Annotated in this window: 8 protein-coding genes; 1 reads left to right on the forward strand and 7 read right to left on the reverse strand. The window is 72.2% G+C overall.

Annotation, left to right across the window (positions count from 1 at the left end; translation table 11 throughout):
* Both ABT296_RS09925 and ABT296_RS09930 read right to left on the reverse strand, forming a co-directional pair.
* Positions 1-788, reverse strand: a 788-nt coding sequence (locus ABT296_RS09925) for a maltotransferase domain-containing protein (protein WP_351925213.1), incomplete at its 3' end; no start/stop codon positions are given.
* A 237-nt stretch (positions 789-1025) separates the two neighbouring features.
* A complete protein-coding gene (locus tag ABT296_RS09930; protein ID WP_351925215.1) occupies positions 1026-2228 on the reverse strand; it encodes a S8 family peptidase in 1203 nt (400 codons plus the stop codon).
* Between the two features lie 339 nt (positions 2229-2567).
* Here ABT296_RS09930 and ABT296_RS09935 point away from each other — a divergent pair, with 339 nt between their 5' ends.
* Positions 2568-5186 carry a glycosyltransferase family 1 protein gene (locus ABT296_RS09935; protein ID WP_351925217.1) on the forward strand — a complete coding sequence of 873 codons (2619 nt, stop codon included), beginning with the start codon at positions 2568-2570 and terminating at the stop codon, positions 5184-5186.
* Between the two features lie 18 nt (positions 5187-5204).
* Here ABT296_RS09935 and ABT296_RS09940 read toward each other — a convergent pair whose 3' ends face one another.
* The 5 genes from ABT296_RS09940 to ABT296_RS09960 all read right to left on the reverse strand — a co-directional run bounded on the left by ABT296_RS09940 (position 5205) and on the right by ABT296_RS09960 (position 13693).
* On the reverse strand, positions 5205-5714 hold the full coding sequence (locus tag ABT296_RS09940; protein WP_351925219.1) for a DUF1990 domain-containing protein: 510 nt from the start codon (positions 5712-5714) through the stop codon (positions 5205-5207).
* Between the two features lie 71 nt (positions 5715-5785).
* Complete coding sequence (locus ABT296_RS09945) at positions 5786-7432, reverse strand: M4 family metallopeptidase (RefSeq protein ID WP_351925221.1); 1647 nt, start codon at positions 7430-7432, stop codon at positions 5786-5788.
* Between the two features lie 232 nt (positions 7433-7664).
* Positions 7665-9719 (reverse strand): M4 family metallopeptidase, encoded by a 2055-nt coding sequence (locus tag ABT296_RS09950; protein WP_351925223.1) that lies wholly within the window; start codon positions 9717-9719, stop codon positions 7665-7667.
* A gap of 285 nt (positions 9720-10004) precedes the next feature.
* Positions 10005-11858, reverse strand: a complete 1854-nt coding sequence (locus tag ABT296_RS09955; protein WP_351925225.1) for an ABC transporter ATP-binding protein — start codon at positions 11856-11858, stop codon at positions 10005-10007.
* Entirely contained in the window at positions 11855-13693 is a 1839-nt protein-coding gene (locus ABT296_RS09960) for an ABC transporter ATP-binding protein (protein ID WP_351925227.1), read from the reverse strand. Before ABT296_RS09960 ends, ABT296_RS09955 begins: the two co-directional genes overlap by 4 nt.
* Between the last annotated feature and the right edge of the window lie 58 nt (positions 13694-13751).

Consider the following 13751-nt stretch of genomic DNA (forward strand, 5'->3'; position numbering starts at 1 on the left):
GGCAGCCGCCGCGCCGCCGTCCGGAACGTCCCGTGCGGCACCTCCGCGGTGCCCTCCGAACGCGGGAAGAACTCGTACCACGCCCCGTAGAGCGCCCGCTCCCGCTCCACCAGCAGCGGCAACGGGTCGGAGGACGTGACGAACTCCCGCAGCGGGTAACGGCCCAGCACCGCCGCCACCTCGGGGGAGAGCGCCGCCGCGAGCCGGGCGGTCGGCGCGGCGCTGTCGTCCCGGAGCCGGTCGACGGCGGTGAGCAGGATCTGGCGCCGGGCGGCGGGGACCTCGGTGGCCGCCCGCTCGTACAGCCGGGCGCCCTCCTCCAGCACCAGCTCCGTGTCGATGCCGGCCGGGATCTTGATCGAGGCGTGGTGGCGCCAGGTGGCGACCGGGTCGCCCCACGCCTCCACGGTGTACGTCCACAGGCCCGGGCCGTCCGGGGTGACCTCGGCGCCCCAGCGGTCGGTGCCGGGTGCCAGTTCGCGCATCGGCGTCCACGGGCCCGGACGCCCGTCGGGATCGCGCAGTACGGCGTTGGCGGCCACGGCGTCGTGCCCCTCGCGGAACACGGTGGCGGAGATCTGGAACGTCTCGCCGGTCACGGCCTTGGCGGGCCGGCGGCCCCCCTGGACGACCGGACGGACGTCGAGCACGGGGATACGTCCGACAACGGGAGCGCCGGGGGCCGGGGGTGGCCCGGCCGCGGGCGGTCCGGCGGCTGCCGGGGGGTGAACGGGGGATGGTCCGGGCTTGCGCGTCGGGGGTGCTGACGAGTGGTGCTTGGCGGGCATGACCGCTCCTGTCCGCGTCAACGTGGGTGGGCGGATGGCTGTGGGGAGGTGGGTCCTGCGGAATGCTGCTGTGGTGTGCCTGTGGGGCGTACCGGAGGAGCCTTCCCACCCTATTCGGGTGAGCAATCCGGCGCTTTGTTAACTACTCACGCGTACATCGGCGCACAAGACCGGCCCCGTCCACGGTGGACGGGGCCGATCGTTCCGCGCCACGGGCGCCCGGCCGACAACACGCCACTAGGAACCCGGCACCTGGAGCAGTCTGTCCGGCGAACCGGGCCCCCGCCCGGAGACCTTGCCGTTCGCCGCCCCCGACCGCAGCGCCCTGGCCACCTGAGCGGGCGTCGCCGTGCGATGGTCGGCCAGATACAGCGCCGCCGCGCCCGCCGCGTGCGGCGCCGCCATCGACGTACCGGAGTAGGTCGCGCGGGCGGTGTCGCTCGCGTACGACGCCGAGGTGATGTCCACCCCGGGGGCGAACAGGTCCAGTGCCGAACCGTAGTTCGAGAAGCCGGCCCGGGCGTCCCGCCGGTCGGTGGCGCCGACCGTGACGGCCCGGCCGACGCTCGCCGGCGAGTAGAGACCGGCGGGCAGTGACCCGTTGCCCGCCGCCACCGTGTAGGTGACCCCGGAGGCGATGGAGTTACGGACGGCCGCGTTGAGCTGGGCGTGGTAGCCGCCGCCCAGGCTGATGTTGGCGACCGCCGGCTTCCTGGCGTTCCTGGTGACCCAGTCGATACCCGCGATGACCTGGGCGGTCGTGCCCGCGCCCGTGTTGTCCAGGACGCGGACCGATACCACCTTGGCCTTCTTCGCGACGCCGTACCCGGACCCGGCGACGGTGCCCGCCACATGGGTGCCGTGGCCGTTGCCGTCGCCCGCGGAACCGTCGCCGCCGACGAAGTCCCAGCCGTGCCGCGCCCGGCCCCCGAAGTCCCGGTGCGAGACCCGGACACCGGTGTCGATCACATAGACGGTCACCCCGGCGCCCGCCGAGTCCGGCGCGGTGTACCGGCCGTTCAGCGGCAGACTCCGCTGGTCGACGCGGTCCAGGCCCCAGGACGGCGGATTTTGCTGGGTGCGGTCCACACGCACCGCGGTGTCCTGGACGACCGAGGCGACCCGCGGGTCCGCCGCGAGCCGCTCGGCCTGTCTCTCGCTCGCCCTGATGGCGTAACCGTTGAGAACAGTTCCGTAGGTATGGCTGATTCTCGCCCCGTACCCCTCGGCGACGGCCGTGCCGGCCGCCGACGGAGCCCTTGTTCCCCCCTCGAGTGTCACCAGGTAGCTGCCGCTGACGGAGCCGGGTTCACCGGCGCCGAGTATCCGCCCCTGTGGCGCGCCGTGCGCGGGCGGGCCGATGGCCGAAAGTGCCGCGGCGCACATCACCGCGGTCAGGCCTCCCGCCCAGCGCAGACGCCGAGTTCGCGTCCGTGCCATGGTCCGAGTCCCCTCCTCGACTCGGCGTCCGGCCGCCTTCGACCGCCGGGTGCACCCGGCGCGGGCCGGAACGCCAGTCAGCAGCCTCTCGTGGGGGCGAAGTCGCCACAAGGACGCCTACAGGGGCGGAATCGGCCATATCGGCGAGGGCGGGTCCCGGAAGGTTGCGGCGCTTTCCGGACGGAGTGCGCCGTTGCTCCGACCGGAGTGCGCCCCCGGCTCGGGCGGAGCCCCCGGGAAAGGCGCCGTGGTTACGGAGCGCTTGCACCGATACGGTGCAGATGATGACAGGACGCACACCGCCGTGCGTCTTCTTCCGCACGCCTGCCGAGGTGGAATGTGAAGGCGATCCGTCGATTCACCGTCCGTCCCGTTCTCCCCGAACCCCTCCGGCCGCTCAGCGACCTAGCGCGCAATCTGCGCTGGTCCTGGCATGCGGAGACCCGCGACCTCTTCCAGTCCGTCGACCCCGAACGCTGGGCCGCCTCCAACGGTGACCCCGTGCGTCTGCTGGGCAGCGTGTCGCCGGAGCGGCTCGCCGAGCTGGCCGAGGACCGCCGCTTCCTGCGCCGGCTCACCGCGGCCGTCGACGACCTGAACGACTACGTCCGCGGTGACCGCTGGTACCAGGCCCAGTCCGCCGAGCTTCCGGCGGCCATCGCCTATTTCTCCCCCGAGTTCGGCATCACCGCCGCCCTGCCGCAGTACTCCGGCGGCCTCGGCATCCTCGCCGGGGACCACCTGAAGTCGGCCAGCGACCTCGGGGTGCCGCTGATCGGGGTGGGGCTCCTCTACCGCCACGGCTACTTCCGGCAGTCCCTGTCCCGGGACGGCTGGCAGCAGGAGACCTACCCGGTCCTCGACCCCAACGAGCTTCCCGTGGGACTGCTCAGGGAGACCGACGGCACCCCCGCCCAGGTCTCCCTCGCCCTGCCGGGCGGCCGCTCCCTGCACGCCCGGGTCTGGCTGGCCCAGGTCGGCAGGGTCCCGCTGCTGCTCCTCGACTCCGACGTGGAGGAGAACGACCTCGGCGAGCGCGGGGTGACCGACCGGCTCTACGGCGGCGGCAGCGAACACCGGCTCCTGCAGGAGATGCTCCTCGGCATAGGAGGGGTGCGGGCGGTCCGGACGTACTGCCGTCTGACCGGCCATTCCGACCCCGAGGTCTTCCACACCAACGAGGGGCACGCGGGCTTCCTCGGCCTGGAGCGGATCGCCGAACTGTGCGACCGGGGGCTGGACTTCGACTCCGGCCTGGAGGCGGTGCGGGCCGGCACCGTCTTCACCACCCACACGCCCGTCCCGGCGGGCATCGACCGCTTCGACCGTGAGCTGGTCGCCCGCCACTTCGGACCCGACGCCGAACTCCCGCGCATCGACGTCGAACGCATCCTCCGGCTCGGCATGGAGACCTACGCCGGCGGCGAGCCGAACCTGTTCAACATGGCCGTGATGGGGCTGCGCCTGGGACAACGGGCCAACGGGGTCTCGCTGCTGCACGGCAACGTCAGCCGCGGGATGTTCTCCGGGCTCTGGCCGGGCTTCGACGCCGACGAGGTGCCGATCACCTCGGTCACCAACGGGGTCCACGCCCCGACCTGGGTCGCCCCCGAGGTCTTCCGCCTCGGCGCCCGGCAGATCGGCGTCCAGCGCACCGAGGACGCCTTCACCGTCGGCGGCTCGGAACGCTGGGACGCGGTGGCCACCATCCCCGACCAGGACATCTGGGAGCTGCGCCGGGTGCTGCGCGAGCAGCTGGTGGTGGAGGTGCGGGAGCGGCTGCGCGCCTCGTGGCGGCAGCGCGGCGCGGGCAGCGCCGAACTGGGCTGGATCGACGGGGTGCTCGATCCCGACGTGCTGACCATCGGCTTCGCCCGCCGGGTGCCGTCGTACAAGCGGCTGACGCTGATGCTGCGGGACCGGGACCGGCTGCTGGATCTGCTGCTCCACCCCGAGCGGCCGGTCCAGATCGTGGTGGCGGGCAAGGCGCACCCGGCGGACGACGGCGGCAAGCGGCTGATCCAGGAGCTGGTGCGGTTCGCCGACGACCCGCGGGTCCGCCACCGGATCGTCTTCCTGCCGGACTACGGCATGGCCATGGCCCAGAAGCTGTACCCGGGCTGCGACATCTGGCTGAACAATCCGCTCCGGCCGCTGGAGGCGTGCGGCACCTCCGGCATGAAGGCGGCCCTGAACGGCTGTCTCAACCTGTCGGTGCTGGACGGCTGGTGGGACGAGTGGTTCCAGCCGGACTTCGGCTGGGCGATCCCCACCGCCGACGGCGCGGCGACCGACCCGGACCGGCGCGACGACATAGAGGCGGCGGCGCTGTACGACCTGATGGAGCAGCGGGTCACCCCGCGCTTCTACGAGCGTGGCCAGAGCGGACTGCCCGACCGCTGGATCGAGATGGTCCGCCAGACCCTCACCCTGCTCGGCCCGAAGGTGCTGGCCGGCCGGATGGTCCGCGAGTACGTGGAGCGCCTCTACGCCCCGGCCGCGCTCGCCCACCGCGCGATGGACGCGGAGTCGGCGCGTGAACTGGCGGCGTGGAAGGCGCGGGTGCGGGGCGCCTGGCACGGGGTGTCCGTCGACCACGTGGAGACCTCGGTCGCCACCACCACGGCGGAACTGGGCACCACGCTGACCCTGCGGGTCCGGGTCGGCCTCGGCGACCTCGGTCCCGACGACGTGGAGGTGCAGGCGGTCTCCGGCCGGGTGGACTCCGAGGACCGCATCACCGACGCGACCACGGTCCCGCTGAAGTCGACCGGCGGTGCCGACCTGGACGGCCGCTGGGTCTACGAGGGTCCGCTCTCCCTGGACCGCACCGGCCCGTACGGCTACACGGTCCGCATCCTGCCGGCGCACCGGCTGCTGGCGTCGGGCGCGGAACTCGGGCTGGTCACCTCGCCCTCCGAGGACGTGGTGGAGGGGGCCGGGCTGCTCATGCGCTGACCCCGGGCGGCGGGGACGTCAGTCGGCGTCGGCGTCCCCGCACATCCGGCGCAGCACCACCCCGCACCGCCGCGCGTAGGCGTTCTGCAGTCCGCGGGTCGCCGGGCCGCCCGCCCGGGCGTACCACTTCGCCGCCCGGCTGAAGGCGTTCACCGTGAGCCACACCGTGCCGTCGCCGGTGCGGTCCACGACGAAGGACTCCTCGCCGCACTCCGGGTGACCGGGCAGCGTGCCGTAGGCCCAGCCCGCGCGGCGGTGCTCCTCCACCGTCCACACCACCCGGCACGGCGCCCTGATGACGCCGGCCAGGGTGACGGTGACATCCACCCCGGGGGCCGCCCGGTCCGCGGAGGTGTCGATGCCGACGCCCAGCGCCCGGTGCAGGTCCCAGGTCAGCACGGACTCGGCCGCGCGGCGGAAGACCTCGTGGCCCTCTCCTATGCGGGTGCGCACCTGAAGGGGATGGAAGCCGGGCGGGCAGAAACCGGGCTCCCGCGTGCCGCCGACGTCGTCGTAACTGAAGGACATGGGGCCCAAGGGTAAGGCGGCACCCGGGGCCGCCTCGGGCCCGGGTGCCGCCAGTCCGGTGCGGGGGTCGGTCAGGTGACGTTGACCGCCGTCCAGGCCGCCGCCACCGCGCTGTACTCGGTGCTGGAGGAGCCGTACAGGGCCGACGCCGCGCTGAGCGTGGCGGTGCGGGCGCCCTTGTAGTTGGTGGTGGACGTCATGTACTCGGTGAGCGCCTTGTACCAGATCTTCACGGCCTTGTCCCGGCCGATGCCGGTGAGCGTGGAGCCGTTGTACGTGGGCGAGTTGTAGCTGACGCCGTTGACCGTCCGCGCGCCGCTGCCCTCCGACAGCAGGAAGAAGAAGTGGTTGGCGGGGCCGGAGGAGTAGTGCACGTCCAGGCCCGCCAGCGACGAGGACCAGTAGTTGGCGGAGGCGCCGTCCTTGCTCGGCTGGTCCATGTAGCGCAGCGGGGTGCCGTCGCCGTTGATGTCGATCTTCTCGCCGATGAGGTAGTCGCCGGCGTCCTTGGAGTTGGCGGCGTAGAACTCCACCGCGGTGCCGAAGATGTCGGAGGTCGCCTCGTTCAGGCCGCCCGACTCGCCGGAGTAGTTGAGCCCGGCGGTGTTGGAGGTGACGCCGTGCGTCATCTCGTGGCCGGCGACGTCCAGCGAGGTCAGCGGCTTGACGTTGCCGGAGCCGTCGCCGTAGGTCATGCAGAAGCAGCTGTCCGACCAGAAGGCGTTGACGTAGGCGTTGCCGTAGTGGACCCGCGAGTAGGCGGCGACGCCGTTGTTCTTGATGCCGTTGCGGCCGAGGACGTTCTTGTAGAAGTCCCAGGTGACCTGGGCGCCGTAGTGGGCGTCCACGGCCGCGGTCTGCGAGGTGGAGGAGCTGGAGGCGGCCCCGGTGCCCCAGACGTCGTCCGCGTCGGTGAAGAGCGTGCCCGCCGAGGATGAGGTGGAGCGCGCCTTGTTGTACGTCTTGTGGGCGCCGCGCGAGGCGTCGTTGAGCTGGTACGTGGAACCGGACAGCGAGGTGCCGATCGTCACCGAGCCGCTGTACTGGCCGTTGCCGCTGCCGGTCCGGATCGCCTCCCACTCGTGGAGCTTCTCGCCCGTGGTGGCGTCGGTGATGACGTGCAGTTCCTGCGGGGTGCCGTCGTGCTGGAAGCCGCCGACGACCGTCTCGTAGGCGAGTCTCGGGGTGCCGCTCGCGGCCCAGACGACCTTGCGCGGGGCCCGGTCGGCCGCGGACTCGGTGGAGCCCTCCGCCTTCGCGGCCTTCAGGGCCTGCTTCTCGGCGGCCGACCTCGTGACGTCCGCGGTGAGGTCGGCGACCTTCACGGCGGCCTTGGTGGCCCTGGTGACGCCCTCGGCCGCGCCAGCCGCGCTCTCGTGGACGATCAGATCGCCGCCGAGGACCGGGAGTCCGGCGTAGGTGCGCTCGTAGCGGGTGTGGGTGGTGCCGTCGGCGTCCTGGACGACGTCCTTGACGACGAGTTCCTCCCGGGCGCCGAGACCTATCTCCTCGGCCGTGGCGGGGGCTTCGGCGGTCGCCCGCTCGATCAGCGCGGTGCGGGCGGCGGCGGTGAGCCGGACCGGGGTGGCGTCGGCGGCCGGGTCGGTCTTCGCGGCGGCACCGGTGCTGGTCAGTCCGGTGGTGAGGAGGGCTCCGGCCGCGATCGCGGTGGCGATGGCCAGGGTGGTGCGCTTGTGACGCGCGTAGCGGGGGGTCACACAAGCTCCTTCTGTGGGGGAGGAACGGGAAGTTGTGCGGCGGGTGGGGGAAGAGTGACACCAGCGACGCGTACATGTCAGGACCCTCCAGCGATGTTGACCGAAATCCGACTGTCCGGTGAACGTTTCACAAAGGTAAAGGGCACCCCAAGGGCGGGTATGCGAACGGGCGCCGTCCCGGGGAGTTGAACCACCGGGACGACGCCCTGTCACAGAGCGGAAGCGGCACGTCCTACGGGAACGTCAGCTTCCAGCTGTTGATGTAGCCGGTGTCGATGGCCGCGTTGTCCTGAACCCGCAGCTGCCAGGTCCCGTTGGCCACCTCGGAGGAGGCGTTCACCGTGTAGGTGGTGCTGATGTTGTCCGAACTGCCGCCGGTGCCGTACGCCTTCAGCGTGTACGCCGTGCCGTCGGGGGCGACGAGCTGGACCTGGAGGTCACCGATGTAGGTGTGCACGATCTCCACGCCGACCTGGAGGTTGGAGGGCGCGTTGCCGGTCCGCCCGGAGACGGTGACGGAGGAGGTGACCGCGGCCCCGCGGTCCGGGATCGCCACGTCGGCGGTGTTCTCGAAGCTGGTGCCGCCACCGCCGCCGTCACCGGGGCGCGAGCCGACCGCCACGCCCGCCCAGGCGTGCTGCACCGCCGCGTACTCGGCGCTGGTGGTGCCGTACAGCTCACCGGCGGCCGCGAGGGTGCCGGTGCGGGCGCCCGCGTAGTTGGTGTTGGAGGTGAACTTGGTGGTCAGCGCCCGGAACCAGATCTTCTCCGCCTTGTCGCGGCCGATGCCGGTGACCGCGAGGCCGTCCGCGGTGGGCGAGTTGTAGGTGACACCGTTGATCGTCTTGGTGCCGCTGCCCTCGCTCAGCAGGTAGAAGAAGTGGTTGGCGGGGCCCGACGAGTAGTGCACGTCGATCGAGCCGATGCCCGAGTACCAGCTGTCCTTGGACGAGCCGTCCTTGCTCGGCTTGTCCATGTAGCGCAACGGGGTGCCGTCGCCGTTGATGTTGATCTCCTCGCCGATGAGGTAGTCACCGACGTCGGAGGAGTTGTTGGCGAAGAACTCGACGGTCGAGCCGAAGATGTCCGAGGTCGCCTCGTTCAGACCGCCGGACTCGCCGCTGTAGACCAGGCCCGCGGTGTTGGAGGTGAGCCCGTGGGTCATCTCGTGCGCGGCCACGTCGATCGACGTCAGCGGGTTGGCGTTGCCGGAGCCGTCGCCGTAGGTCATGCAGAAGCAGCTGTCCGACCAGAACGCGTTGACGTAGTTGTTGCCGTAGTGGACCCGGGAGTAGGCGCCCACGCCGTCACCGCGGATGCCCGAACGGCCGTGCACGTTCTTGTAGTAGTCCCAGGTCAGCGCGGCGCCGTAGTGGGCGTCGGCGGCGGCCGACTCCAGGTTCGACGGGCTGCCGTTGCCCCACACGTCGTCCGAGCCGGAGAAGAGCGTGCCGGTGCCGGAGGTGCCGCGGTTGAGGTTGTACGTCTTGTGCCCGCCGCGCGCGCCGTCGGTGAGGTTGTACGTCGAGCCGGACTGGGTCGTGCCCAGCGTCACCGTGCCGCTGTAGACGGTGTTGCCGGTGCCGGTCTCGATGGCCTCCCACTCGTAGAGCTTCTCGCCCGTGGTGGCGTCCGTGATGACGTGCAGTTCCTGCGGGGTGCCGTCGTGCTGGAAGCCGCCGACGACCGTCTCGAACGCCACCTTGGGGGTGCCGCTCGCCGCCCAGACCACCTTGCGCGGCGCCCGGTCGACGTCCGGGCTCTCGGCGTGCTCCGCCTTCGCCGCGGCCAGCGCCTGCCGCTCCGCCTTCGCGGCCGGTACGGCGGCGGCGGTGGTGGCCGGGGCGATGGCCCGCTTGGTGGCCTTCACCACCGACGCGGTGGCGTCGGTCCTGGTGCTCTTGACGACGAGGTCGCCGCCGAGCACCGGCAGGCCGTCGTAGGTGCGCTCGTAGCGCGTGTGGACCGTGCCGTTGCCGTCCTTGAGCACGTCACGGACGATCAGCTTCTCCTTGGCGCCCAGGCCCAGTTCGCGGGCGGTGTCCGCCCGGTCGGCGGTGGCGGCGCGGATCAGCTCGGCGCGCTGGGCGGGGGTGAGCTTCACCGACTCCGCGCCCGGCAGGACCTTGCCGGCGGCGGCCGCCGGGGCCCGCTCGGGGGCGGCGGTGGCGGCACCCGACTGGACGGCCGCGGCGATGAGGGCGGAGACGCCGACCAGGGCGACCGCGGCGGCCCGTCGGGTGGTGGATCTGTGGGGGGTGCGTCGCTCTGAGGAACTGCTGCTCAAAACTGACTCCTTCTGCGCGGCCGCGGATCGCGCGGCCAGGGGAGACCGTCCGGCGGGTGGGCCGGCCGGCAGAACGGGGTGGTGCGCAGAACCACGTGCGGGAGCTCCGGCCGTGCCACAGCGGAGGCGCAGCTATGGGGTTGCTGTGAAGCGGCCGTGGGAAGAGTGGCAGGAGATCGCCACTCCTGTCAGGGTCGCGTCAGAAACTTGGCCGGAAATCGTTCGTTGTCCGGGAGTTCATGTTCGTTATACGAACCCTTCGGAAAGGCCCGCCATCAGCGGGCCCTACGCCAGGCTGTCCCGCCACGCCCGGTGCAGATCCGCGAACCGGCCCGTCCCCGCGACCAGTTCGGCGGGCGAGCCGTCCTCGACGATCCGCCCGTGCTCCATCACCAGCACCCGGTCCGCGATCTCCACCGTGGACAGCCGGTGCGCGATCACCACCGCCGTCCGCCCCTGAAGCACCGTCGCCATCGCGCGCTGCACCGCCCGCTCGCCCGGGATGTCCAGCGAGCTGGTCGCCTCGTCGAGGATCAGCACCGCCGGATCGGCCAGCAACGCCCTTGCGAACGCGACCAGTTGGCGCTGACCGGCGGAGATGCGGCCGCCCCGCTTGCGGACGTCGGTGTCGTAGCCGTCCGGCAGCGCGCTGATGAACTCGTGCGCGCCGATCGCCTTCGCGGCCCGCTCGATCTCCTCCCGGGAGGCGTCCGGCCGCCCGATGGCGATGTTCTCCGCGACCGTCCCGGAGAACAGGAACGCCTCCTGCGTCACCATCACCACCCCGCGCCGCAGCTCGGGCACCGCCAGCTCCCGCAGATCGACCCCGTCCAGCAGCACCCGGCCCTCGGAGGGGTCGTAGAACCGGGCCAGCAGCTTCGCCAGCGTCGACTTGCCGGCGCCGGTCGAGCCGACCACCGCGACCGTCTGCCCGGCCGGCAGGGTGAGATCGAAGACCGGCAGCACCTCGCCGCCCGTGCGGTACGCGAACCGCACCGAGTCGAAGACGACCTCGCGGCCGGGGTGCGCGGAGGCGGGCGCCGGGAGCTCCCGGGGCGCCGCAGGCTCGGGCACGGACGGCGTCTGCGCCAGCAGCCCCGCGATCTTCTCCAGCGAGGCCGCCGCCGACTGGTAGGAGTTCAGGAACATCGCCAGCCGGTCGATCGGGTCGTACAGCCGCCGCAGGTACAGCACCGCCGCCGCCAGCACACCGAGCGCCAGGGTCTCCCCGGCCACCCGGTGCGCGCCCCACAGCACGATCAGCGCGACGGCCGTGTTCGCGACCACCCGGGACCCCACGACATAGCGCGCCATCTCCAGCAGCGCGTCGCCGTTGGTGCGCTCGTGGTGCCGGTTCAGCACGGCGAAGTCGGCGTCGTTGACGGCCTCCCGGCGGAACGCCCGCACCGGCCGGATGCCGTTCATCGTCTCCACGAACTTCACGATCACCGCGGCGATCGCGGTGGACCGCACCCGGTACACCCGCCCCGCCCGCCGCCGGTAGCCCCGCATCAGCAGGTACAGCGGCACGAAGGAGGCCACCGCGACCGCGCCGAGCCCCAGGTCCAGCCAGAGCAGCAGCACCGAGATGTACACGAACGACAGCACGACCGTGACGAGTTCCTGGAGCCCCTCATTGAGCAGCTCCCGCAGCGACTCCACGTCCGTGGTGGACCGGGAGATGAGCCGCCCGCTCGTGTACCGCTCGTGGAAGTCGACGCTCAGCGCCTGCGCGTGCCGGAAGATCCGCCCGCGCAGATCCAGCAGCACGTCCTGGTTGACCCGGGCGGCGGCGATGACGAACGCGTACTGCAGGGCGCCGGAGACCACCGCGCACAGCAGATAGCCCACGGCCACCGCGATCAGCGGACCGTGGTCCTCGCGCCGGAACGCCGGCACGGCCGTGTCGATGGCGTACGCCACCAGCAGCGGGCCCGCCTGCACGGCCGCCTGCTGGACGAGCAGCAGCAGTGTGGTCAGCGCCACCCGCGCCCGCATCGGGGCGAGCAGGGAGCGCAGCAGCGCGCCGGTGGCGCCCGGGGGAGTGGGCAGGACGTCCCGGTCGAAGGGGTCGCCGGCGGCCCGGTCGCGCGGGTCGTCGTCGCGGGCCGGCGCCTTCGTGGTGGTGGGCGCGGTCATCGGTGGGCCTCCTGGTCGGCTCCCGACATCGGACGGGCCTGCTGGTCCGCTTCGGGCATCGGACGGGTCTCCCGGTCCGCTCCCGACATCAGATGGGCGTACTCGGCGTTGGTGCGCAGCAGTTCGTGATGGGTGCCGACCGCGGTGATCCGCCCGTCGGACAGCAGCGCGACCCGGTCGGCGAGCAGCACGGTGGAGGGGCGGTGCGCCACGATCAGCGCGGTGGTCTCCGCGAGCACCTCCCGCAGCGCCGCCTCCACCGCGGCCTCGGTGTGCACGTCCAGCGCGGACAGCGGATCGTCCAGGACGAGGAACCTCGGCCGTCCCACCACCGCCCGGGCCAGCGCCAGCCGCTGCCGCTGCCCGCCGGAGAGACTGAGCCCCTGCTCGCCGACCTGGGTCCCGGTGCCCTCGGGCAGGGAGTGCGCGAAGTCGGCCTGGGCGACCGACAGCGCCCGGTCCAGTTCGGCGCCCGCGGCGGTGTCGTCGGCGCCCATCAGGACGTTCTCCCCGACGGAGGCCGAGAACAGGGTGGGCTCCTCGAAGGCGACGGCCACCCGGGAGCGCAGCTCCTGACGGGGCATCGCCATGATGTCCTCGCCGTCCAGGGTGATCCTGCCGGACGTCGCCTCGTGCAGCCTGGGGACCAGCGCGGTGAGCGTGGTCTTCCCGCTGCCGGTGGCCCCCACCAGCGCCATCGACTCGCCCGGCCGGATGTGCAGGTCGACCCCGTCGAGGACCGGCGGGGAGTCCTCGGCCGCGTCGGGGTAGCGGAACCGCACGGCGTCGAAGCGGAGCCCGCGGTCACCCGGGTCCGCGGCGCCGGACCCGGCCGAGCCCTCCTCCGGCCGCTCGTCCATCACCTCGAAGTACCGCTCGGTCGCCGTCGCCGCCTCCTGGCTCATCGCCAGCAGGAAGCCGATCGACTCCACCGGCCATCTCAGGGCGAGCGCCGTGGACAGGAACGCCACCAGCGTGCCCGCCGACAGCGCGCCGTCGGCGACCTGCACCGCCCCCACCACCAGCGCCGCCCCGACGGCCACCTCGGGCAGGGTCACGATGACCGCCCAGATGACCGCCAGCAGCCGCGCCTTGTGCAGTTCGGTCCCGCGCAGCGTCCCGGACAGGTCCCGGAAGGCGCGGGCCTGGCTGCGGTGCCGGCCGAAACCCTTGATGATCCGGATGCCGAGCACACTCTCCTCGACCACCGTCGTCAGATCGCCGACCTGGTCCTGCGCCCGCCGCGCCACCAGCGCGTACCGCTTCTCGAAGAGCACGCACATCACGACGACCGGCACCGCCGGCCCCAGCACCACCAGCCCCAGTGTCCAGTCCTGAAGCAGCATGATGACCACGCCGACGAGAATGGTGACACCGTTGACCAGCAGGAACGTCAGCGGGAACGCCAGGAACATCCGCACCAGCATCAGATCGGTGGTCGCCCGGGACAGCAGCTGCCCCGAGGCCCACCGGTCGTGGAAGGCCACCGGCAGCCGCTGGAGATGCCGGTAGAGCCCCGCCCGCATCTCCGCCTCGACATGGGACAGCGGCCGGGCCACCAGCCACCGCCGCAGCCCGAACAGCCCCGCCTCCGCGAGCCCGAGCAGCAGCAGGAGCAGCGCCCCGATCCACACCCCGGCCCGGTCCCGCTCCGCGACCGGCCCGTCCACCATCCACTTCAGGACGAGCGGGATCACCAGCCCCACGCAGGAGGCGAGGATCGCCACCCCGGCGGCGGTGAACAGCCGCGCCCGGACCGGTCTGACGTAGGGCCACAGGCGCAGCAGGGTGCGGACGGCGGAGCGTTCCTCGGTGGTTGCACGTGTCGAAGGCATCAGCAGCGAGCCTACGGATCGCCACTGACAACGCCAGCGAGTTTTCCTGTCGTTCCGG

It is taken from the genome of Streptomyces sp. NPDC000983 (assembly GCF_040299205.1).
GTDB lineage: Bacteria > Actinomycetota > Actinomycetes > Streptomycetales > Streptomycetaceae > Streptomyces.